At 33.9% G+C, this 21,365-nt stretch carries 22 protein-coding genes; 15 read left to right on the forward strand and 7 right to left on the reverse strand.

The features are described from left to right. Positions 1 to 472 precede the first annotated feature (472 nt). Complete coding sequence (locus ACEPXD_RS08130) at positions 473 to 1,018, reverse strand: GNAT family N-acetyltransferase (RefSeq protein WP_391122142.1); 546 nt, start codon at positions 1,016 to 1,018, stop codon at positions 473 to 475. Positions 1,019 to 1,647: 629 nt separating this feature from the next. On the opposite strand from ACEPXD_RS08130, the gene ACEPXD_RS08135 reads away from it, so the two are divergent. The 7 genes from ACEPXD_RS08135 to ACEPXD_RS08165 all read left to right on the forward strand — a co-directional run bounded on the left by ACEPXD_RS08135 (position 1,648) and on the right by ACEPXD_RS08165 (position 11,134). Further along, complete coding sequence (locus tag ACEPXD_RS08135) at positions 1,648 to 2,319, forward strand: response regulator transcription factor (protein WP_391122145.1); 672 nt, start codon at positions 1,648 to 1,650, stop codon at positions 2,317 to 2,319. A 104-nt stretch (positions 2,320 to 2,423) separates the two neighbouring features. Continuing rightward, the gene (locus tag ACEPXD_RS08140; RefSeq protein ID WP_391123102.1) at positions 2,424 to 3,689 is read left to right on the forward strand and encodes a sensor histidine kinase; all 1,266 of its coding nucleotides are present in this window, start codon (positions 2,424 to 2,426) and stop codon (positions 3,687 to 3,689) included. 270 nt (positions 3,690 to 3,959) lie between these two features. Beyond that, positions 3,960 to 6,764, forward strand: coding sequence for a 2-oxoglutarate dehydrogenase E1 component (locus ACEPXD_RS08145; RefSeq protein WP_391122148.1), 2,805 nt, complete (start codon positions 3,960 to 3,962; stop codon positions 6,762 to 6,764). A 29-nt stretch (positions 6,765 to 6,793) separates the two neighbouring features. Further along, a complete protein-coding gene (gene odhB, locus ACEPXD_RS08150) occupies positions 6,794 to 8,023 on the forward strand; it encodes a 2-oxoglutarate dehydrogenase complex dihydrolipoyllysine-residue succinyltransferase (protein WP_391122151.1) in 1,230 nt (409 codons plus the stop codon). Between the two features lie 107 nt (positions 8,024 to 8,130). Further along, positions 8,131 to 8,328, forward strand: coding sequence for a DUF6501 family protein (locus ACEPXD_RS08155; protein WP_391122154.1), 198 nt, complete (start codon positions 8,131 to 8,133; stop codon positions 8,326 to 8,328). A gap of 49 nt (positions 8,329 to 8,377) precedes the next feature. Then, positions 8,378 to 9,241 (forward strand): ATP-binding protein, encoded by an 864-nt coding sequence (locus ACEPXD_RS08160; protein WP_391122157.1) that lies wholly within the window; start codon positions 8,378 to 8,380, stop codon positions 9,239 to 9,241. A 9-nt stretch (positions 9,242 to 9,250) separates the two neighbouring features. Then, positions 9,251 to 11,134: a vWA domain-containing protein gene (locus ACEPXD_RS08165; RefSeq protein ID WP_391122160.1), complete on the forward strand. Its 1,884-nt coding sequence runs from the start codon at positions 9,251 to 9,253 to the stop codon at positions 11,132 to 11,134. 200 nt (positions 11,135 to 11,334) lie between these two features. Here ACEPXD_RS08165 and ACEPXD_RS08170 read toward each other — a convergent pair whose 3' ends face one another. The 3 genes from ACEPXD_RS08170 to ACEPXD_RS08180 form a co-directional block, all read right to left on the reverse strand. After that, on the reverse strand, positions 11,335 to 12,525 hold the full coding sequence (locus ACEPXD_RS08170) for a toxic anion resistance protein (protein ID WP_391122163.1): 1,191 nt from the start codon (positions 12,523 to 12,525) through the stop codon (positions 11,335 to 11,337). Next, entirely contained in the window at positions 12,497 to 13,174 is a 678-nt protein-coding gene (locus tag ACEPXD_RS08175) for a 5-bromo-4-chloroindolyl phosphate hydrolysis family protein (protein WP_391122166.1), read from the reverse strand. The genes ACEPXD_RS08170 and ACEPXD_RS08175 overlap by 29 nt, the downstream gene beginning before the upstream one ends. Before the next feature lie 80 nt (positions 13,175 to 13,254). Then, a complete protein-coding gene (locus ACEPXD_RS08180; protein ID WP_391122169.1) occupies positions 13,255 to 13,536 on the reverse strand; it encodes an acylphosphatase in 282 nt (93 codons plus the stop codon). Between the two features lie 161 nt (positions 13,537 to 13,697). Here ACEPXD_RS08180 and ACEPXD_RS08185 point away from each other — a divergent pair, with 161 nt between their 5' ends. Together ACEPXD_RS08185 and ACEPXD_RS08190 are read left to right on the forward strand one after the other, a co-directional pair. After that, positions 13,698 to 13,976 (forward strand): DUF1033 family protein, encoded by a 279-nt coding sequence (locus tag ACEPXD_RS08185; protein WP_391122172.1) that lies wholly within the window; start codon positions 13,698 to 13,700, stop codon positions 13,974 to 13,976. A 191-nt stretch (positions 13,977 to 14,167) separates the two neighbouring features. Beyond that, positions 14,168 to 14,368, forward strand: coding sequence for a cold-shock protein (locus ACEPXD_RS08190; protein WP_391122174.1), 201 nt, complete (start codon positions 14,168 to 14,170; stop codon positions 14,366 to 14,368). Positions 14,369 to 14,408: 40 nt separating this feature from the next. On the opposite strand, the gene ACEPXD_RS08195 is transcribed toward ACEPXD_RS08190, so the two are convergent. Further along, complete coding sequence (locus ACEPXD_RS08195; RefSeq protein WP_391122177.1) at positions 14,409 to 15,047, reverse strand: hypothetical protein; 639 nt, start codon at positions 15,045 to 15,047, stop codon at positions 14,409 to 14,411. A 100-nt stretch (positions 15,048 to 15,147) separates the two neighbouring features. Here ACEPXD_RS08195 and ACEPXD_RS08200 point away from each other — a divergent pair, with 100 nt between their 5' ends. Beyond that, a complete protein-coding gene (locus ACEPXD_RS08200) occupies positions 15,148 to 15,639 on the forward strand; it encodes a YkvA family protein (protein ID WP_391122180.1) in 492 nt (163 codons plus the stop codon). Between the two features lie 25 nt (positions 15,640 to 15,664). Here ACEPXD_RS08200 and ACEPXD_RS08205 read toward each other — a convergent pair whose 3' ends face one another. Further along, positions 15,665 to 17,263, reverse strand: coding sequence for an ABC-F family ATP-binding cassette domain-containing protein (locus ACEPXD_RS08205; RefSeq protein WP_391122183.1), 1,599 nt, complete (start codon positions 17,261 to 17,263; stop codon positions 15,665 to 15,667). 295 nt (positions 17,264 to 17,558) lie between these two features. Further along, entirely contained in the window at positions 17,559 to 18,080 is a 522-nt protein-coding gene (gene msrA, locus ACEPXD_RS08210) for a peptide-methionine (S)-S-oxide reductase MsrA (protein ID WP_391122186.1), read from the reverse strand. A gap of 118 nt (positions 18,081 to 18,198) precedes the next feature. Between msrA and ACEPXD_RS08215 the strand changes: the two genes are divergently transcribed. From ACEPXD_RS08215 to ACEPXD_RS08235, 5 genes are all read left to right on the forward strand, one after another. Next, positions 18,199 to 19,143: an LCP family protein gene (locus ACEPXD_RS08215; protein WP_391122189.1), complete on the forward strand. Its 945-nt coding sequence runs from the start codon at positions 18,199 to 18,201 to the stop codon at positions 19,141 to 19,143. A gap of 70 nt (positions 19,144 to 19,213) precedes the next feature. Next, complete coding sequence (locus ACEPXD_RS08220) at positions 19,214 to 20,407, forward strand: AI-2E family transporter (RefSeq protein WP_391122192.1); 1,194 nt, start codon at positions 19,214 to 19,216, stop codon at positions 20,405 to 20,407. Between the two features lie 5 nt (positions 20,408 to 20,412). Beyond that, positions 20,413 to 20,808: a sporulation protein gene (locus tag ACEPXD_RS08225; protein ID WP_391122194.1), complete on the forward strand. Its 396-nt coding sequence runs from the start codon at positions 20,413 to 20,415 to the stop codon at positions 20,806 to 20,808. A gap of 96 nt (positions 20,809 to 20,904) precedes the next feature. After that, a complete protein-coding gene (locus ACEPXD_RS08230) occupies positions 20,905 to 21,126 on the forward strand; it encodes a hypothetical protein (protein ID WP_391122196.1) in 222 nt (73 codons plus the stop codon). Between the two features lie 71 nt (positions 21,127 to 21,197). After that, positions 21,198 to 21,329, forward strand: coding sequence for an RAxF-45 family protein (locus tag ACEPXD_RS08235; RefSeq protein WP_391122199.1), 132 nt, complete (start codon positions 21,198 to 21,200; stop codon positions 21,327 to 21,329). The last annotated feature ends 36 nt before the right edge of the window (positions 21,330 to 21,365 follow it).

The following is a 21,365-nucleotide window of genomic DNA, read 5'->3' on the forward strand; positions in this document are numbered from 1 at the left end:
TTTGGACTAAACATTGGCTACACTATTAGACTTTTATGTAGGATCTGGAAGTGTCTGCGTCACTTCCAGATCCTCTTTTTTCGGTAATCTTGTGGCGGATGTTTATCCGTTGTCCTTTTGAAATATCTAGAGACAAGGTACATATGGTTTGGTAAATGAGGAAATAATTCCTTTCCTACTCTTTTAAAAGTGGACGAAGATACAATTCCGTCCGCTCAGCGCTTCTTTATTAATGGATTCTATCTATTTTTCTCTAGTAACACCTACTCTAATAATGCAACTACTGAATCATGTATACCGTGGACGGTAAAGTAAAAATATATGGGAAGTCCTGCGTTAGGTAGTAACCATTCGGAAGCCCTTCAAGTCGTTGTGAATACTGTATCCGTAGTATTTCAATTTCATATACCTACTAATTTAAAAATAAAGAACTCCCGTCAAATAAATAGTTGACGGGAGTTTATGCATAATCTCACATTGCTTGTTCTTCTTCTGTATTTTCTTGAAGCATAACTAGGTGGAATAAATCTTTAGGAATGTAGTAAAGATCGAAAGTATCTTTTTCTTTATTAATTGCTTCATATATGTTTGGATGCGTATCATTTGCTTTCATTGAGTAAGGTAGTTTTTCAGTAGCCCGTATACTTTTTGCGTTGTTTTTTCGTATACGTAAAAAGATTGTATGAATATCTGTTTCAAAAAACATTTCCTGTAAAAACTGTTCTTTAGCTTTTTTGTTATATCCAAGTCCTTGAAAAGGTTTACCAATCCAAGTGCCAAGAAACCCTGCTCCATTTTCGATATCAAACAAATTAATCGTACCAATCGGTTGACCGAAATCACTAACTATTGTTCGAGATATAGAAAGACCTTTCTCTTCTTCTTCCATTAACTGTTTTGTTATAAACCAATATTCATCTGCTGAACTTGCTTTATTGCGTACATATGCAAGTACGGATGGTTCCGCCATTAATTCATATAATGCCGTACATTCATGTAAATCACGTTTTCTAATCAACAAAAGTGCCCCCCAAAAGAACCATAAATGAGCAGTATCATCCTAGGTCCCTGAAATTTTTCATTTCGAATTGCATAAAAAATTTCGGGGTAGGAATCGAACCTACTAGGACCAGCTCAAAACTGGTGGCGCACCATTTGCCTTCCCACGACAAAGCGAACTTTGTCTTATAAAATTATTTGCTTTTATAATATACTAATTTTTGTTCCATTTGCATAGTTAAATTTCTAAAAAAAATTGTTAATTTTTTGTGAAGAAAAAATTTCTAAAACGGTCTAAAAACTTGTATCTTTTTTTCTAAATACATATGATTGATGCATACAAGAAACAACGCTGAATGGAGATCATTTGATCATATAACTCATGCAATAATTACATTCAACTATATGACATTACTATATGAATTATCTGAACATTATGTGTCACTAATTAGTAAAAAAAAGATGATATGAACATAACTTATGTCAAGGAAACGGCAGCTATTCCTACTAAGTTTGCTAAAATCAATATTCTAGTATTGGGACTACTTTAGGGAAAACTCATAAAGTGAAAAGAAACTTTGGAAAATTACAGGCATACTGTTCAAATACTAACTCAAACGACTATTTTAAATGGGGGATTAAATAGGTATGAAACGACAAATATTACTCATTGAGGATGAAGTGAATATAGCAAAGTTCGTGGAATTGGAACTAAAGCATGAAAACTTTGAAGTAACGGTTGTACATGATGGTAGAAAAGGGTTGGAATATGCACTTTTTGAAGCCTATGATCTGTTATTAGTTGATCTGATGTTACCAAGTTTAAATGGACTAGAAATATGTAGAAGAGTTAGAAAACAAAAAAACACACCTATCATCCTAATTACTGCGCGTGATGCCATAATTGATCGAGTTTCGGGTCTAGAGGCTGGTGCGGACGACTATGTGGTAAAACCTTTTGCTATAGAAGAACTACTTGCCAGAATACGAGCGATTTTACGCAGGGTTGGTGGGGAAGATGAACGGAATTCAAAATTAGTTATGTCTGAATTATTAGTGGATAAAAATGCACATCAAGTTTTCTATCAAGACAATCAAATCGAACTAACAAAAACAGAGTATGATTTGTTGGTTCTTTTAATGGAAAACAAAAATAAAGTGCTTGCTAGAGAGTCAATTTTAGAAACAGTATGGGGGTATGATGTTGAAGCAGAAACAAATGTAGTGGATGTTTATATTAGACATCTTAGAAAAAAAATTCCAGAAATGTCTCATATGATTGAAACTGTTAGAGGAGTCGGGTATGTGATGCGTCAATGAAAAACTGGACACTTCAAAAAAAATGGACTTATAGCTCTGCTATTTCTATTTTTTTAAGCTTTCTGACAATGTGTGTCATACTTTATTTTTCTCTTTTTAATTGGATGCTCATTTCTGAAAAGAAAATTGCGCAAAATACATTGAATGAAGTAGTCCAATTTTTACAATCGAAAGGACCATTTATAACAATTCAAGACATTAGTAGAAATCGAACATTGTTAAACCAAATTGTCAACCAAAAGCAGTCAATTAGATTATTAAACAAAGACGGAATTGAATTACTGCGCATAAATGATGCGAGTAATTTCCCGGAATACTCAAAAGAATCCTCTACTGAATTTCAGAGAGATGTGATAAATAATCAACTTGTTTATCATAAAGTAGAAGAATTGAATTTTGGAACTTTTTCTGGATTTGTAGAAATTTCTCATAGTTTAGAAAGCTTCTCAGAGCTCATGAACTATATTTTAATTGCAATGCTTATATTCGCGGTTATTTCTCTTCTAATTTCTGCACTTATTGGGTATTCCTTATCTTCAATTTTATTAAAACCAATTAAGGAACTTAGAGGTGAGATGCAGCGGGCCAAGCAACATAAGTTTTCCGAAAAAGTTAATTTTCATTACTCGTCAAATGATGAATTAGGAGAATTGTTAATAATTTACAAAGAACTTATGAACGAAGTTTCCAAAACAATTAAAAGACAGGATGAATTTATTTACAATGTTTCGCATGAGTTAAGAACACCTATACAGGTTGTAGAAGGCCATTTGTCCCTTCTTAATCGTTGGGGAAAAGATGATCGACATGTTTTAGACGAGTCTTTAAAAATCTCTTTAGAAGAAATACAAAAAATGAAGAGGTTAATGGAAGAAATGCTAAAACTTGCGAGAAGGGAACATGCAGAAGAAACATTTCAAACAAGTATTTTAGAGGTGGCCTTGTTTTTACAAAAAGAATATAAATTGATTCATCCTAAAGTGGCAATTTCAATGGAAATTAATCCCGATTACTTTGTAACAATTCAACCAACTGCTTTACAGCAAATCTTTCGAAACTTGATTGATAATTCTATTAAATATAACGAAAATGATCCAATTATTACGATTACAGTAACTCGAAATGATAAAAACATGATTATTACATTAGTGGATAACGGAATTGGAATCTCTGGTCATCAATTTACGCAAATTTTTGAACGGTTTTATACTGTAGATGAAGCTAGAACAAAATCAAAAGGTGGATCCGGTTTAGGTTTAAGTATTGTTAATATGTTGGTAAAAGAATATAAGGGGAACATTGACGTAGAAAGTGAATTGGGAAAAGGCACAACGTTCCGTGTTTACCTTCCATATAGTACTGGTAAATGACGTTTAAAAAGAATTAATGAAATTTTTTATACAGTTCCTTATTTAATTTACAAAAAAGCATTGTATTTTTTTTCGATAGTAGTAAGATGGTAATGGAAAAATCGTTCTTTCAAAAGGTTCTTTAAGTACTCTTGAAATAGTGGTAAACTGTAAATGTGTTTAGAATGTGTACGTTTTGCACATGTTTACTTGTCTTTATACAATTTATATTATTATTGCATTTTTTATCATCAATGCCTAAAAGGCACAAAATGTTGGAGGTTTTTCTAAATGTCGAACAAACAATCACCTTGGTCAGCTTTTTCTGGTCCTAACCTAGGTTATGTAATGGAGCAGTATGATTTATATCTACAAACTCCGGAAGAAGTGGACAGTGAATTAGTTAGTCTATTTCAACAATATGGGGCTCCTTCCATAGGAAATTCTTCAGAATTAAGTACAAATGCTCCTATTTCTGCAGGATCATCGAATGATTTTGATAAGATTATTCGAGCTATACAGCTAGCAGATGCCATTCGTTCATCTGGTCATCTTGCTGCTAATATTTATCCTCTGAATGATGGTCCGAAAAACGAATCAAAAATTGATATCAAAACTTATAATTTAACCGAACAAGATTTAATAGAAGTACCAGTTACTTTTCTTATTTCCAATGCACCAAGAAATATTACAAATGGATTGCAAGCAATAAAACACTTAAAAGCAGTTTACACGACTAATATTGCTTTTGAAATTGCTCATATTGTAGAACCAGAAGAGCGTGCATGGTTACAAAATCGAATTGAAAACGGCGTTATTAAAGAAGACCTATCAGCAGATGAAAAGAAAAAATTATTAAAACGTTTAACGCAAATTGAAGGTTTCGAGAAATTCATTCACCGTACTTTTGTAGGAGCAAAACGTTTCTCCATAGAAGGTTTAGATACTTTAGTAGTATTAATAGATGAATTGGTACGTCAATCGGATAAAACACAAACGAAACAAGTTAATATTGGAATGGCCCACCGTGGACGTCTAAATGTATTAACACATGTTTTAAATAAACCATATGAAATGATGTTTGCAGAATTTGCACATGTTCCGACTGAATCATTCCTGCCAAAAGATGGGTCATTGGAATTATCGGAAGGATACTATGGAGATGTAAAATACCATAAAGGTGCTTCTTATCACTCTAAATCGGGATTAACTGTCCAATTAGCATATAATCCATCTCATTTAGAAGTAGTAAGTCCAATCGTTACAGGGCAAACTCGTGCTGCACAAGAATCCACAAGCATGCCAGGGTTTCCAGTACAAGATAAGAATGCAGCATTTGCAATACTAGTACACGGAGATGCCGCTTTTCCAGGTCAAGGTATTGTAACAGAAGTATTAAACTATAGCCGTGTTCGTGGATTCCAAACAGGGGGATCTATTCATATTATTGCAAATAATATGATTGGATTTACAACAGAACATTATGATTCTCGTTCTACACATTACTCTTCAGATCCTGCTAAAGGATATGAAGTTCCTGTTATTCACGTTAATGCAGACGACCCTGAAGCTGTTTTAGGTGTGGCTAAATTTGCTATTGAATACCGGAAACAATTTGGAAAAGATATCGTTATCGATCTACTAGGATACCGTCGTTATGGTCATAATGAAATGGATGAGCCGTTAGTGACAAATCCTACTATGTATCATCTTATTCACAAACATCCAACGGTTCGAGAATTATATGGTCAACAATTAGTTAAAGATAATTTAATCGAATCTAAGGAAATACAATCTTTAGATGAATCTATTTTCAACGGAATGCAGCAAGCATATGACCGAGTAAAAGAACTTCCACAATCCACTGCACATGAAATTGTTATTCCGGAAGCAGTCTTAAATGGAATGCCAGAAATTCAAACGGGTGTAGCTGAGCAGCAGTTGAAACAAATAAACGAAGAGTTACTTATATGGCCTAAAGAATTTTCTGCTTTTAAAAAGTTAGAAAAAATTCTTAAACGCCGTGAAGAACCGTTTAAAGGTAAAGGAAAAGTAGATTGGGGTCATGCGGAAACACTTGCATTTGCCACTATTTTACAAGATGGAAATTCCGTCCGTTTAACTGGTCAAGATGCTCAGCGTGGAACATTCTCACACAGACACTTAGTATTGCATGATGAAACTACTGGTGCAGAGTTAACCCCAATGCACTATATTAGTGATGCAAAAGCATCCTTTGTTGTTTACAATAGTCCTTTAACCGAAGCAGCAGTTCTCGGTTATGAATTCGGGTATAATCTCGAGGATAATAATTCCTTATCAATTTGGGAAGCTCAATATGGTGACTTTGCAAATATGGCGCAAGTTATGTTTGATAATTTTATCAGTGCTGCACGGTCCAAATGGGGCTTGAAATCGGGATTAGTGATGCTTCTTCCTCACGCTGCTGAAGGTCAGGGGGCAGAGCATTCAAGTGCTCGATTAGAGCGTTATTTACAACTAGCAGCTGAAAACAACTGGACAGTTGCGAATCTCTCAAGCGCAGCAAACTATTTCCATATTTTGCGTAGACAAGCGAAAATGTTAAAAGAAGAAGCAATTCGTCCATTAATTATTGTATCTCCAAAATCATTGTTACGTCATCCATTAGTAGGCGCAGATGTAGCGGAGTTAACAACAGGTCAATTTGAAACAGTAATTGAACAACCAGGTCTTGGAAAAAATACGAAAAAGGTTCAAAAAATCGTTTTTGCAAGTGGTAAATTGGCAATTGACTTAGCGGATAAAGTGAAAGACGGAGCTGGATATGAACATTTGCATATTGTGCGAATAGAACAACTGTATCCATTCCCAACTGAAAAACTTCAAGCAATTATCGAAAAATATCCAAACGCGAAACAACTTGTTTGGGCTCAAGAAGAACCTAAGAACCAAGGTTCTTGGAATTTTGCTCTACCATATTTACTAGAATTAGCGAATGGCAAAGAAATCTCTTACGTAGGACGTGTAGATCGTTCAAGTACTGCTGAAGGTGATATTGACACGTATAAAGTTGAACAAGCACGTATAATCGAAGAAGCAGTGAAAAGCATTTAAGCAAGGAAAGATTAGAGGAGGAAATTCAAGTGGCAGATATTATAGTTCCAGAATTAGCAGAATCAATTACAGAAGGTACCATTGCACAATGGTTAAAACAACCAGGTGATACAGTTGAAAAAGGTGAGTTCATCGTTGAACTTGAAACAGATAAAGTAAACGTTGAAGTAATTTCTGAAGAGGCTGGAGTAGTAAGTGAGTTACTCGCAGCAGAAGGCGATACAGTACAAGTAGGGCAGATAATTGCAAGAGTAGGAGCGGGATCTGGATCAGCCGCACCTGCACCAGTTGCTGAAACAAAAGCAGCAGAAGCTTCTACACCTGCAGAAGCACCAAAAACAGTACCAGTAGCAGTTGAAACTACATCTGAACAAGATCGAACAATTGCAAGCCCGGCAGCTCGTAAATTAGCTCGTGAAAAAGGCATTAACTTAAGTGAAATTTCACCAGTTGATCCAATGGGACGCGTACGTGTTCAAGACGTATCAGCTCATAGTACAGCACCGGCGCCTACAAAAGCAGCTCCTACTACAGCAGCTACTGCTACATCAGAAGACGATGGTCGTTTTACTCGCGAGAAAATGTCTCGCCGTCGCCAAACAATTGCTTCTCGTTTATTGGAAGTTAGACAAAGTACAGCTATGTTAACGACATTCAATGAAATTGATATGACAAATGTAATGGCATTACGTTCTCGTAAAAAAGATAAATTCTTTGATGATCACGATGTGCGTCTTGGATTTATGTCATTCTTTACAAAAGCTGTTGTTGCTGCACTTAAAAAATATCCATATGTAAACTCACAAATTGATGGAGATTATATTGTTAAAAACAACTTCTTTGATATTGGAATCGCAGTATCAACTGAAGGCGGATTAGTAGTACCAATCGTTCGTGATGCAGACCGTAAAAACTTTGCAGAGATCGAAGATAATATTGGTCAACTAGCGAAAAAAGCACGTGATAATAAATTAGCTCTTTCTGATATGTCTGGTGGATCATTTACAATCACAAATGGTGGAGTATTTGGTTCATTACTTTCTACACCTATTCTAAATGGCACTCAAGTTGGTATCCTTGGAATGCATACAATCCAAAAACGTCCCATCGCTGTTGGAGAAGAAATTCAAATTCGTCCAATGATGTATGTGGCATTATCTTATGACCACCGCGTAATTGACGGAAAAGATTCAGTTGGATTCTTAAAAATGGTTAAGGAACTTCTAGAGAGCCCAGAAGATTTAATGTTAAATTCTTAATTAGTAAAAATGCAGACATATCTAATGGTATGTCTGCATTTTTTTATAGGCATTTATTGAATTATGAGGATTACAATCGTATACTAATAAGTAAAGGAAGTGGTTAGATGATACATAATAATTGGGTAACTTCACCAACACATAAAACAGTTACATGTGTTCATACAGATGCTAAAAAATTCTTAGTAAGTAATGTACTAACTGTTGGAAAAACATACGAAGTAAAAAATGAAACAGAAGAGTTTCTATTTGTCATCGATAATACAGGTAAAATCGGCGGCTACTACAAAGAATATTTTCAATAAAAAAACCGATGAATTTCATCGGTTTTTTTATTAGAGGGAGAATTAATATATGATTGATCTGATTGAAAAAGAAAAAAAGATTCGTTTAAATAGAAATCATAGCGATGGAGATCGTCAACTAATAGGAACTGGTGGATATGTATCTCCAAATGAACACTTATTAGATGATGTGTTAATTGCCGTAACATTGAAAAAGCCCATTTTACTAAAAGGTCCTACAGGGGCAGGGAAAACAAAGCTTGCCGAAACAGTATCTCAGATTTTTTCGCAACCGGTGCAAAGTATTAACTGTTCTGTAGACTTAGATGCAGAGGCATTAATAGGATTTAAAACAATCGTATTGAAGGATGGACTTAACTCAATTGAATTTGTGGAAGGTCCTGTAATTGAAGCAATGAAAAAAGGACATATTTTATATATTGATGAGATTAATATGGCTAAATCGGAGACATTACCTATTTTACATAGCGTGCTGGATTACCGTAGAATGCTAACTAATCCTTTTACTGGAGAAGTAATTAAAGCGCATCCTGACTTTTCCGTTATTGCGGCGATAAATGAAGGATATATTGGTACAACACCTATGAATGAAGCATTAAAAAATCGTTTTGTATCTTTTTCTGTTCCATATATTTCGGGTGAACTACTCGGAAACCTTTGGAGCGATTTATATCCATTTGCTCCTAAAGAATTACATTCACTTATGTTAAATTTAGCAGCAGATTTAATGGAACAAGTGAAGCAAGGGTTATTGTCGGAAGAAGCGGCCTCCATTAGAAGTCTACAACATGCTATGGAGTTGGCACAATTCATTGAGCCACTACGAGCAATTACCTATGCCATCGCTGAAAAGTTAGAGGATGAACAAGAGAAAAAGCTAGTATTAGAATTAGCCTCTTCTTGGATGAAGTGAGGTATAAAGATGCCCTCTGTTAATCGTTTTATTCAATTTAACAATGAAACAATCGATGCAAGACAACTAATGCATTATGAAAATGTTGCAAAAGCATTAACGAAAAATGGAATGCTAATGGTTAATGAACGAAAGTTAATGGAATTTCAACCAGAAGAACAAATGATCTCGATCAGTGTCTTTTGGAGACACAGAGAACAGAGTATGATGGATGCAGGAAGATTATCTGATATTTACTTATTAACTGAAGGGTTTTGGAAAGATTTTGACATTAAAGCATGGAAAGTATATCTCTCTGAACGTCCAGTTACACTAGCAAAATGGATGGACCAATTAGTCTTTTGCTTAGAAGAGTTTCGCTTAATGGAAAAGATCCAGAAAAAAAGAGTAGGTACGGTTAAACTATTTGCTAAACGAATTCAAATGTACTTGGCTTTTCATAAACAACAATTAGTAGTAAATAGCCAAAAGGGATTTCTAGCAGATGCATTTATTTGTTATATTTATATAAGTCTTTATGAAGGCACGATGCATGTAAATGGGCCAGCAATTTTTCAACAGGCAAATAATATTATCCAAAAAGTATATGAAAATAAAGACTCCCAATCATCTATTAACGTTGTGTATGAGTTATATTATTTATTGAATGACTATATAAAAGAAGATACTTTACATGACTATTATTCTATCCTTTCACCTTTTAATCTATCTACAAGCCCCTTTCACTATCATCAAGGGATGAAAGATGCTGAAGCCGGGGAAGAGGCAAAGAAAGATACGATAGAAGAAATATTTCGAAGCTGGCATAGAGAAAATGAACAGGAAAATGGCGTTCATTTGCAATATGAACTGGAGCATGGCAAAGATGGTAAAGCAGATCAAAGTATTTCAGCAGTAGAGGGCAAAGAGGGGCATGATATTACAGAGATTGGACAAGGACAATCAGCTGGCAATACAACAGAATTAAAGCAAGATGAACATTCCAAAAAGAATTCAAATAAAGCTAAAAAAGCCGGCAAAGCATTTGGAAAAGAGCATATACATGTTGTTTTTGAAGAAAAACGTTTAAATTCGATCCCTACTTCCAATGACAAGTTATTATTACAATCATATCGACAGGAACAAGCTCCTTACGTAAAAGCATTCGTAGAAGAAATGAAAAAACGAATGGAACAGAAAAAGATAGAGAAGCGAGTAAATTTAGCAAAAGGGCGATTATCTTCTAAACAGACAGTACTCTGGACAGAAGAGCGACCAAAGCCGTTTTATAAAAAGACAGCTCCAAGTAAGCAATTAAACGCAGTATTCGGATTACTTGTAGATGGATCTGCATCTATGCAAGACAAGTTAGAGGAAACCAAAAAAGCAGTACTCTTATTTCATGATGTGTTAAGAAAATTACAGATCACACATGAAATAGTTGTCCACTATGAAGATGCATTTGAAGCTTCGGAAAAGAGTCAACCAAATACATTTGAATGGGTTCATAAGTTAGAAGATGGGCAAAAAGATAATGGATTGCAGATTCTTTCGATAGAAGCGCATGAAGATAATCGTGATGGATTTGCACTTAGATGGATAGGGAAGAGGATTGAACACAGACCTGAACAACATAAATTCATTCTCATGTTTTCGGACGGAGAGCCATCTGCATTTGGTTATGCACAAAATGGCATAATGGATACTGCAGAAGCAGTGGTCGAGCTTGAAAGAAAGAATATATCCGTTTTGCATTTGTTTTTGAATGATACGGAAGCATCAGAAGAGCAAATAAATTTGTTTCATTTAATCTTTGGTAAAAAGACAGCCGCCGCTTCATCTTTAGAAAAATTTTCAGAAGAAACATTAAGACTCCTAAAGAAAATGCTTCATCATGTTGTGAAAAGTACGTAAGAATAGAATAAACGTCTACTAAGAGCAACTGGTCTTCACAAACATCGCCAGTGCGAGAGCAACCAGGTTATCCGAGATCCTCTCCGCCAATGAGAGAGCAACCACGCTAATCCAAGAGCAAGCTATTTACGTGCATGGATTGATTTGTAATGGATCTTATGAAGAATGTACAATCCAAAACATATAAAAAACCGTCTTTCCTAGGAAGGACGGTTTTGTGATTGCTCTGCTATAAGAAGAAGACGTTGTTTTAGTTCTTCTTCCATACGACCGATTTCTATTTCAGCAGCTTTTCGTTTTACACGACCGTCTGCTTGAATACGTAGTGTCTCTTCGATTGTTTGTAGAAGATTTTCTTGCGTTTTCTTTAATGTATCTATTTCTACAATACCTCGTTCATTTTCTTTTGCCGTTTCAATACTGTTTACTTTCAGCATTTCAGAATTCTTTAATAGTAAATCATTCGTTGTTTTTGTCACTTGCTTTTGTGCTTCTACTGCTTTTTGTTGGCGATTAAGTGTTAAGGCAATCGCAATTTGATTTTTCCAAAGTGGAATAGATGTCATTATAGACGATTGTATTTTTTCCGCTAACGTTTGGTTTGTTTGTTGAATCATACGAATTTGCGGAGCACTTTGAATCGTAATTTGTCGAGACAATTGTAGGTCATAAGCTCTTTTTTCTAATCGATCCAAAAATTGTGCCATATCGTTTACTTCTTGATAAGCCATTTGATCATTGGAAATTTCTGCTTTTCTACGGAGTTCGGGAATAGTTACGTTCGTTATTTCTTCTTTTTTTAATTCCGCAGCAGCAATATAAACGTTTAAAGCTTGGAAATACGTTTTATTTTGTTCGTAAAGTTTGTCCAGCATATGAACATCTTCTACTAGCCCACGTTTGGAATGTTCTAGTTGAATACCAATTCGATCAATTTGTGTGCTCAGTTTTTGATATTTCGTCATCATTTCTTGTACCGAACGATTTACCCGGTGAAAAAGTTTTTTGATACCTGATTTTTTGGGAGCAGAAAGTTCTTCGGGATTTATTTCAGATAACTTATGCATTAAATCGCCTAAAATATCACCAACTGGACCAATATCTCTCTTTTGCACATGGTCTAACATTTGTTGTGAAAATCGGGAAAGCTCCGTTTGCGCATTTGCTCCATACGTTAAAATTGCTTCATAATTACCCGCAGGAATTTGCTCAGCCAATTGACGAGCTTTTTGTTGTTCCACTTCTGATAAACGATCAATCAGTTTTGTTGGAGTTGGTTCATTTGTATTAGCTGTGAGGGATTGTTCTTTTGATGATGTCATTTCAAATGGACTATCTAATAATTCATCCATCAAAAAGTCATTATTTGAACTCGCTAGTTTTTCGTTCATCTTCTGATTCTCCTTTTACATATAAAGGTCGTTCTTTTACTCCGACAGACAGCTTAGCAAAATCTAATTCCATTTTAAGATGCTCAATATCTGATGCGAGAACGTCTTTTAAGTCTTCTTCCATTACGATATTAATCGCTTGTAATGTGTCCCGTGTATCTTGTAAAGCAAATTTCATATCACTGTTTTTAACTGGCTGAGCTACTAATAAGGAATATTTAGAAGTAAGCTCAACTGCCGAATCTAAATGAGCATAGAAAAAGTTCTCCGCTTGATAAAATTTACGTGGATTTCCTTTCACTAACGAAATAATCCGTTTTGCTAGTCTATTCATTTCGAATAATTGTTTAAAAGAACTGATTGATCTTACTTTTAAGTATTGACTATTAAGTGTTCGGACTTTTTTATTGGCTTCTTTTAATTGATTTTGTATGAAGAAATACTCTGAATGTGTTAATTGATGTTTTTTCATAATTCTATGTTGTTGCAATTTCTTAATACTAATATTCGATACTAAATAAACACCTAAACCAAGAGCAGAACTAAGGAAAAAGCTTGAGCCAAATGCAAAAAAGAAGATGAACCAGGATGATACCATAATAGGTATATTTAAAAAGTGTCGAAAGAACGAATGAGCTACTTCACTCATAATTGGTTACCTCCTTTTATCTACAATTTATAATACGAATGATAAGGAAGAAGGTTTCATTTTGTTTGAAAAAGAAATACTTATACGATGTCCGTTTTCATTGTCGTATATCCAATTATATCTTCAAAAAATTCAATTTCAAATGAGTTTTTTTTCGTAACTGGAGATACACCTTTTTGAATATAATTTAAAAATTCTTCCAAGTTTTTCGTATTGCCTTCAATGTCTATAATTATTTCTTTCTCTTCATTTTGTTTACATATTCCTTTTAAACCAAGAGACTGTGCTTTTTGTTTCACAAGAAAACGGAAACCAACACCATTTACATCACCGTACATATGAATATGTGCTCGTCTTTTCATGAGTATCTTCTCCTTTCCCTTGGCACAAAAATTGTATTCTCTATAACTTAACCGATATTTGCTTGTTTTTCAATTTTATTTATTCGGTTAAGTCATTTAAGTAGACTTTCTAAATTATAGCAGTAATATATGAGTTAATAATTAATGTTAGAGGGGATAAAATGTATCAAATTATATACATGAAGGCAGACTTTGAACCGTGGTGGGCATTTGAAGGTTGGCAAGAGCATATAATTGAAAAAGCAATATTTGAAAAGAAGGATGAGGGGATAGCTTATTTAAATAAAAGACTTAATGAATTGAGAAAAGAGTTTCCTATGGAAAAGACCAAAGATGATAAATATTGGGCATTCTGGTCGGTGCAGGAACAATGTTTTTGCGATTATTGTGATGAAGATCTCCAAATTTATCATGGAATCATTTGGAATGAAATTAGATAAACAATTTAGAATTGTAAAATTATTTATTGACTATTTTTATCCAAATGTTATAATTTAATTAACAATTCATAGTGAGAAACCGTATTTTTAATTCACATATCCTATGTAGTGATCGATGTGATATCGGTACTTCATGGAATATGTGAATTTTTTATTCTTCATGTATTGATTAATTTTTTGGAGGTAATGGGATGAAACAAGGTACTGTAAAATGGTTTAATGCTGAAAAAGGATTTGGTTTTATCGAGGTAGAAGGGGAAAATGACGTATTTGTACATTTTTCTGCTATTCAAGGAGAAGGATTCAAATCCCTTGAAGAAGGTCAAAAAGTAGAATTTGAAGTAGTAGAAGGTAACCGCGGACCACAAGCTGCAAACGTTTCAAAACTATAATGATAGAAAAGAAGCTTCTCCATTAAGGAGAGCTTCTTTTTTACAATATTTTTTCGAAAGAGGAGGTAACAATTGTTTCTTCGCCATTTGTGTTCATAATAAATTCCCGTTTCACTTCTCCGAAACTTTTGGCAAAATATTTTCGAACTATCGTATTCTGTTCCTCTTTTTTTTCAATAACGATGACATTTTTAAACGTTTGAAATTCTGTTTGTACAACATCAGATGTTGATTTAATTTTCCATCCGTTAAATTCTGTTCCATTCGTTAACGGTGAGGCTAAATAAATTTCAAGTTCTGGCATAGCTTCTAGCTCTTGTAATGTTGGCTGTTTTGTTTTATCTGCTTCATAATTTTCAGAAATCTTGCTAATGTGATCATCGTACACTCGATATATCCTTTCTACAATTGTTCCTCCATTATCTTCAGTTGTTGCAATAAAGTTATTAAACAAATGTAGAGTTTTCAAACTAAAGCTAGCATATTCATTTCCTTCACCTTTAAACTGTGCTATTGAATTATTCTTCATGAAAAATCTCGATAGGTCAGTATCTGTAGTATTTTTTACTTCTAATTTCATTTCTTTTTCTGGGGTAGTAATTGGTTTTACATTTTCGTTTCTATTTGCGCATGCTGAAACAATTAGCAATGGAATTAATAATAGTATTAGTTTCTTCATTCATATTTCCTCCTAGTATCTTGGATTAGACGTTTCTAGAGATAGTTTGTTTCATTTCAGTGTTTTTTGGTATAGTAAGAACTAGAGAGGAGAGATTAATGTGGAAATTGGATTAAAAAAAAATTTACCACCTTATGAACAACAACAAGACTTTTATGAAAAACTGCGATCAAAAATTACAGCTTTTCTACCCACTAAAGCAGGTAAGAGAAGTAAATTAGCTCCTTATTTATTATTTGCTCCAGATTTATTTCATTTGCTTATAAAAGCGCTGTTAGATAATCGAATTGATATGAAGAGTAAGACATTAATTGGTAGTGGTATTTTATATTTCATTTCACCAATTGACCTACTCCCGGAAGGTTTGATAGGGCCAGGTGGATTTATAGATGATATTATTGTTACCACATTTATCATAAATATGTTGTTAAATAAGTTTTCTTCTCAAATTATTGAAGAGCATTGGGTTGGGGATAGGAACCTATTAGACACTTTAAAAAAGATTTCTGAAACAAGTAACACATTGCTTGGAAAAATTCCAGCGAGAACATTACTCAGTAGATTTATAAAGAAATCAACAAAAAATGCTTAAGGGACTGATATAGCCCCTTAAGCATTTACTTTTGTTGGTCTTTCCATTCTAAATATTCATCATATGTTAACTGCTTGTCAAATATAGATCCGTCTTCACGGATTTCAATGACTCGGTTAGCAATTGTTTGGATAAATTGATGGTCATGTGAAGTAAAGATCATTGCACCTTTAAATACAGTTAATCCATTATTTAATGCTTGAATGGATTCCAAGTCCAAATGGTTAGTTGGTTCGTCAAGTAAAAGTACATTTGACTCTGATAGCATCATTTTAGAAAGCATACAGCGAACTTTTTCTCCACCTGAAAGCACAGATGGCTTTTTCTTCACTTCTTCACCAGAGAATAACATACGTCCTAAGAATCCACGTAAAAATGTTTCACTTTCATCATCTGGAGAGTATTGTCGTAACCAGTCTACAAGAGATGTCTCGTTTCCTTCAAAATATTTAGCATTATCAAGAGGGAAGTATGCACGTGTAGTCGTTACACCCCAACGGATAGACCCTTCTTGAGGCTCTTCTTCTTCTGCAAGGACACGAAGTAAAGCAGATTTTGCTAATTCGCCACCAAGAAGAATAATTTTATCATCTTTATTCAATGTAAAATTCACTTTTTCTAGAAGTCTTTCGCCTTCAAATTTGTAGCCTAAATCTTGAACTTGTAAAATATCATTACCAATTTCACGTTTCATCGAGAAGTTTACATATGGATATTTACGTGAAGATGGTCTAATATCATCTAGCTCTATTTTATCTAACATTTTTTTACGAGAAGTTGCTTGTTTTGATTTAGATGCATTTGCACTAAATCGCGCAATAAACGCTTGAAGTTCTTTAATCTTTTCTTCTTTTTTACTATTTTGGTCAGAAGCCAGTTTTGTAGCTAGTTGGCTTGACTCATACCAGAAGTCATAGTTCCCAACATAGACTTGAATTTTACTGAAGTCTAAGTCCGCAATATGTGTACATACTTTGTTTAAGAAGTGACGGTCATGGGATACAACAATAACCGTATTATCAAAGTTGATAAGGAAATCTTCTAACCATTGAATTGCTTTAATGTCTAGATGGTTAGTAGGCTCATCGAGTAAAAGAACATCCGGTTTACCGAATAACGCTTGAGATAATAACACTTTTACTTTTTCTGAACCAGTTAGTTCAGCCATTTTCTTTTGGTGCATGCTATCAGGAATACCTAATCCTTGTAAAAGAATAGCTGCTTCTGATTCTGCTTCCCAACCATTTAAATCAGCGAATTCGCCTTCTAATTCAGCCGCGCGCATGCCGTCTTCATCAGAGAAATCTTCTTTCATATAAATAGCATTTTTTTCATTCATTACTTCGTATAAACGTTTATGACCCATCATAACTGTTTCTAAAACAGTGTACTCTTCATATTCGAAGTGATTCTGTTTTAAAATAGCTAAACGTTCGTCAGGATTCATAATAACATTACCTTCTTGGGTTTCAATTTCACCCGAAAGTATTTTGATAAATGTTGATTTACCTGCTCCATTTGCACCGATTAATCCATAACAGTTGCCTGGAGTAAACTTTATATTTACGTCTTCAAATAACTTACGATCACCAAAACGAAGACTTACATTACTTACTGCAATCATGGTAGTACCTCCTAAAATTCACAATGCTATTATTATAACATGAATGGTGCGAAATTAGGTATTTTTATTAAGGAAGGATTAATAAAGAAGGAATTACGAGCACTGATGTTTTAAGGAATGATAAAGAAGCATAATGCGGATGACAAAGTGTAGCCAATGTTTAGTTTGTTGTATTTAGAAAATAGTAAAGACAAGATGCGCATATTTGTTGTAAATATTTCAAACACTATAATTTGAAAGAAAAGCTGAACAACTATGGAATGATTGTTCAGCTATATATTCTTTATTTAACTTGTCATTCATTCCAGTTTTTTGAAAGGAATTCATCTCGACCTGATTGGGCACGATCCTCTTTATAATGTTTTGGACTCTTTTTATAATAGTCTTGATGATAATCTTCTGCTTCGTAGAAAACTTTTGCTTCTCTAATTGGAGTTAAGATAGGCTTTGAAAATTTACCGCTTGCTGCCAATAATTCTTTTGATTTTTCTGCTTGTATTTTTTGTTCCTCTGAATGGGCGAATATAGCAGATGTATAACTTTCTCCGCGGTCTTGGAATTGACCTCCTCCATCAGTGGGGTCAATTTGTTGCCAAAAAATCTCAAGAAGTTGATCATATGAAAAAATGGTAGGATCGAATTGAATTTCGACGACTTCTAAGTGCCCAGAATTACCTTTTTTTACATCTTCATAAGTTGGATTTTCTAGATGTCCACCCATATATCCTGACGTCACTTTATGTATACCGTCCCATGAATCAAATGGCTTCACCATGCACCAAAAACAGCCACCTGCAAACGTCGCTTTTTCTATCACTAGTATCCCTCCTAATCTTGTAAAATTTATTTTACCACTTCATGAGAAGATAGACAAAAAACTGAAACTTACCAATGTAAAATTCGTTATGATAGTAATATAAAGGGGAGATTTTATCATGGATGAAACTCAAAGAGATCAAACAAGGTCCAAGCCGAAAAGAAATTTTAGAGTAGGTAGACTTGTCGTTTTGTTATTAGCATTCACTGTGTTGTTTTGCGGTATTTATTCGTTTACCCAGTACTCTATTGGTTATAAATTAGCTAGTGGTGAAAAACTAAAAACGGAGGATTTTATTGGTGATAAGATAAGTGTTGGGGATAGAGAAAATATTTTAGTTCTTGGAGTAGATTCAAGAGGTGAGGATAAAGCTCGAACAGATACAATGATGCTTGTCTCGTGGGACAAAAAGAAAAATGATGTGAAAATAATTTCATTTATGCGCGATATATATGCAGAAATTCCAGGGTATAAATCGTATAAATTAAATACTGCTTATTATTTAGGTGGCGTTCAACTATTAACTACAACGTTGCAAAATATGTTTGATATTCCTATTCATCATTATGCCTTAATCGATTTTAGCAGTTTTGAGTCATTAGTAGACATTATTGCTCCAAATGGAGTACCTATTACTGTAGAGAAAGATATGTCTGAGAAAATTGGTGTATCGCTCACGAAGGGGCAACATGATTTATCTGGAAAAGAATTACTTGGGTATTCAAGGTTTCGTCATGATTCAGAAGGTGATTTTGGTAGAGTATCTAGACAACAACTCGTGATGGAAGCTTTAAAAAATGAAGTACTTTCCGTAAAAAACTTGCCAAATGTACCTAAGTTTGTAGGAGCAGCTGAAGGGTATATAGAAACCGATTATACAAAAACGGATAAGGTTAAACGAGTTTTAGAAGCGATTACGAGCGGTAAACTGGAAATTGAAAAATTAACAATTCCAGTAGAAGGAACCTATTCATTTAACAGTTATTCTCACGCTGGGGCGGTTATAGAAATCAATAAAGAAAAAAATAAAGCCGCAGTTTCTGAATTTTTAGAAGAAAAGTAATACTTATGCATTGCTAATCTTCGTCATCCTCCGTAAAATAAAAGTACATAGGAAAGGAAGTTTGATAAGAGTGGAGCCTGAAAAACCTTCTTTTTTTTCTACCAGGTACATAAAATTTCTTGGAGGACGTAATACTTTTTTTACGCTAATAATGTTGTTGCTAATCGGTGTAGTCGTGATGGTGTACGAAAAAATATCTTTCATTTTTATTCCATTAACTGTATTTTTAGGGAATGTGATTTTACCCATAATATTAGCAGTCATTGCATATTATCTACTTAGACCGGTTTTGCGACTGATAGAGAAAATTAATATTCCACGAGTTTGGGGAATATTAATCATCTTCCTAGCATTAATAGGTTTAATCACATTACTAGTTTTTTTAGTTTTTCCATTTTTGAAAGCACAGTCCATTAGATTAGTGGAAGAATTACCTAATTACCTTATTCAATTGCTTAATTCTTTAGATACTTTTTTAAGAACCTCTTTTGTAGCAGATTATTATTTACAATTTGAAAATGATGTGATGGATTTATTGAAAAATGTACCAACTGAAATAAGCAAGTTGTTTCAAAGTACAGTTGCAAGTATTGCAAGTGGAATAACTTCTATTGTTGGTGCAGTAACAAGTTTTATCTTATCTATAGTAATGGTTCCTTTTATCCTTTTTTATTTATTGAAAGACGGAGAAAAGTTGCCACAATATATTATGAAGTTATTTCCACCTCGTATGAGGGATGATTTACATTCCGTATTTAAAAATATCGATAAACAAATTAGCTCATATATCCAAGGCCAAATATTAGTGTCTATGTGTATCGGTTTTATGATCTATATTGGATTTACAATTATTGGAATGGACTATGCGTTGTTACTTGGAGTAATAGCAATGGTGACAAGTGTTGTTCCATATTTAGGTCCTGTTATAGCAATAACACCAGCTGCAATAATTGCATTAGTTACGCCACATTTTATGTTAATCAAGCTTGCGATAGTATGGACAGTTGTTCAATTAGTGGAAGGAAAGTTTATCTCCCCTCAAATTATGGGTAAATCACTACATATTCATCCAATTACGATTATTTTTGTTTTAATTACCTCTGGATCATTGTTTGGTGTACCAGGAGTAATTTTAGGGATTCCAGGGTATGCAATATTAAAAGTAATTGTTTCGCATTTTTATACTTTATTTAAAAAGCGTTATAATAGATATGAATCGAATATAGAGAAACATTATGAGTATACAAATAACAAGGTGGACTGAGAGAAATGACGAAGAAGTTTGAATCCTCCATAAAAGTACAAACGTTTAAAATTGATACAGTTGTGGATCACCCTTATATTGAACATGGGATTAATCTTTCTGGAACAATTTATATTGACGGAGTTCACGATGACGAGTCAATAGAAAACATTAAACTAGAAGTTTTTAAATTAATAAATGGAGAAGTCTCCAAAATCGTTTCCAAGCATTCTATCGAACTAGTTGGCTCGACAGCATCAAAAGACATGCAAATGATTCCTTTTGAAATTATGCCTGACGAACGATGGTTGCCGGATGGAAATAACGAAGTAACAAACTTAATATTACGTACAACCGTTTTATTTGAAAATGGATCGGAATATAATGACGAAGACGAGATTTACTTCGATATTGAAGAATAACCCATTTTTTTAACACTCCAGTGAAATTTGCTGGAGTTTTTTTGCGCATAATTTATTAATTAACGGGCAATATAATGAAAAATGAGGAGAGATGTTATGAGGAAAATTTTTGTCGTCCTTCTAATTGTCCTAACGTTTAGTTTATCTGCTTGTGGTTTTAACAGAAATTCTAATGGACCGCCTAATCCTGAGACCCAGATTAATGGTAATGCAAATTCAAATACCGTGCCAAATACAGGTAATAAAAAAGTGGATATGGAAAATGACGTCGGAGTTCCAGATAAAAATGAAAATAATGACCATCTTTTAGATAAATAAGGAAAAAAATTGGCTTAAAGTAAAAAGTGTGATAGAATATTCTAAACTAACTGAACGGAGGTGAAGAAAGAATGAAGAACGCTGTGAATGCACATAGATTTATATTGGAATTTTTATCCACATCTTGTGCGATTACTCATGAAATTGGTACTAACGGGATTAGTCTGTCCATTTATAATCAATTAAATGAATTTCACAGCTGATAAGCCATTCTTTCTGAACCATATTTTGGGAGAAGA

The organism is Psychrobacillus sp. L3 (assembly GCF_042945595.1).
Lineage (GTDB): Bacteria > Bacillota > Bacilli > Bacillales_A > Planococcaceae > Psychrobacillus.

What these genes read in the sequence shown, in the direction of transcription:
- ACEPXD_RS08230 (WP_391122196.1), top strand. Translation starts at nt 20,905, where the DNA reads ATGAGGAAAATTTTTGTCGTCCTTCTAATTGTCCTAACGTTTAGTTTA.
- ACEPXD_RS08190 (WP_391122174.1), top strand. Translation starts at nt 14,168, where the DNA reads ATGAAACAAGGTACTGTAAAATGGTTTAATGCTGAAAAAGGATTTGGT.
- ACEPXD_RS08145 (WP_391122148.1), top strand. Translation starts at nt 3,960, where the DNA reads ATGTCGAACAAACAATCACCTTGGTCAGCTTTTTCTGGTCCTAACCTA.
- ACEPXD_RS08235 (WP_391122199.1), top strand. Translation starts at nt 21,198, where the DNA reads ATGAAGAACGCTGTGAATGCACATAGATTTATATTGGAATTTTTATCC.
- ACEPXD_RS08225 (WP_391122194.1), top strand. Translation starts at nt 20,413, where the DNA reads ATGACGAAGAAGTTTGAATCCTCCATAAAAGTACAAACGTTTAAAATT.
- ACEPXD_RS08205 (WP_391122183.1), bottom strand. Translation starts at nt 17,263, where the DNA reads ATGATTGCAGTAAGTAATGTAAGTCTTCGTTTTGGTGATCGTAAGTTA.
- ACEPXD_RS08175 (WP_391122166.1), bottom strand. Translation starts at nt 13,174, where the DNA reads ATGAGTGAAGTAGCTCATTCGTTCTTTCGACACTTTTTAAATATACCT.
- ACEPXD_RS08135 (WP_391122145.1), top strand. Translation starts at nt 1,648, where the DNA reads ATGAAACGACAAATATTACTCATTGAGGATGAAGTGAATATAGCAAAG.
- ACEPXD_RS08155 (WP_391122154.1), top strand. Translation starts at nt 8,131, where the DNA reads ATGATACATAATAATTGGGTAACTTCACCAACACATAAAACAGTTACA.
- ACEPXD_RS08215 (WP_391122189.1), top strand. Translation starts at nt 18,199, where the DNA reads ATGGATGAAACTCAAAGAGATCAAACAAGGTCCAAGCCGAAAAGAAAT.
- ACEPXD_RS08195 (WP_391122177.1), bottom strand. Translation starts at nt 15,047, where the DNA reads ATGAAGAAACTAATACTATTATTAATTCCATTGCTAATTGTTTCAGCA.
- ACEPXD_RS08140 (WP_391123102.1), top strand. Translation starts at nt 2,424, where the DNA reads ATGCTCATTTCTGAAAAGAAAATTGCGCAAAATACATTGAATGAAGTA.
- ACEPXD_RS08160 (WP_391122157.1), top strand. Translation starts at nt 8,378, where the DNA reads ATGATTGATCTGATTGAAAAAGAAAAAAAGATTCGTTTAAATAGAAAT.
- ACEPXD_RS08165 (WP_391122160.1), top strand. Translation starts at nt 9,251, where the DNA reads ATGCCCTCTGTTAATCGTTTTATTCAATTTAACAATGAAACAATCGAT.
- ACEPXD_RS08180 (WP_391122169.1), bottom strand. Translation starts at nt 13,536, where the DNA reads ATGAAAAGACGAGCACATATTCATATGTACGGTGATGTAAATGGTGTT.
- ACEPXD_RS08185 (WP_391122172.1), top strand. Translation starts at nt 13,698, where the DNA reads ATGTATCAAATTATATACATGAAGGCAGACTTTGAACCGTGGTGGGCA.
- ACEPXD_RS08170 (WP_391122163.1), bottom strand. Translation starts at nt 12,525, where the DNA reads ATGAACGAAAAACTAGCGAGTTCAAATAATGACTTTTTGATGGATGAA.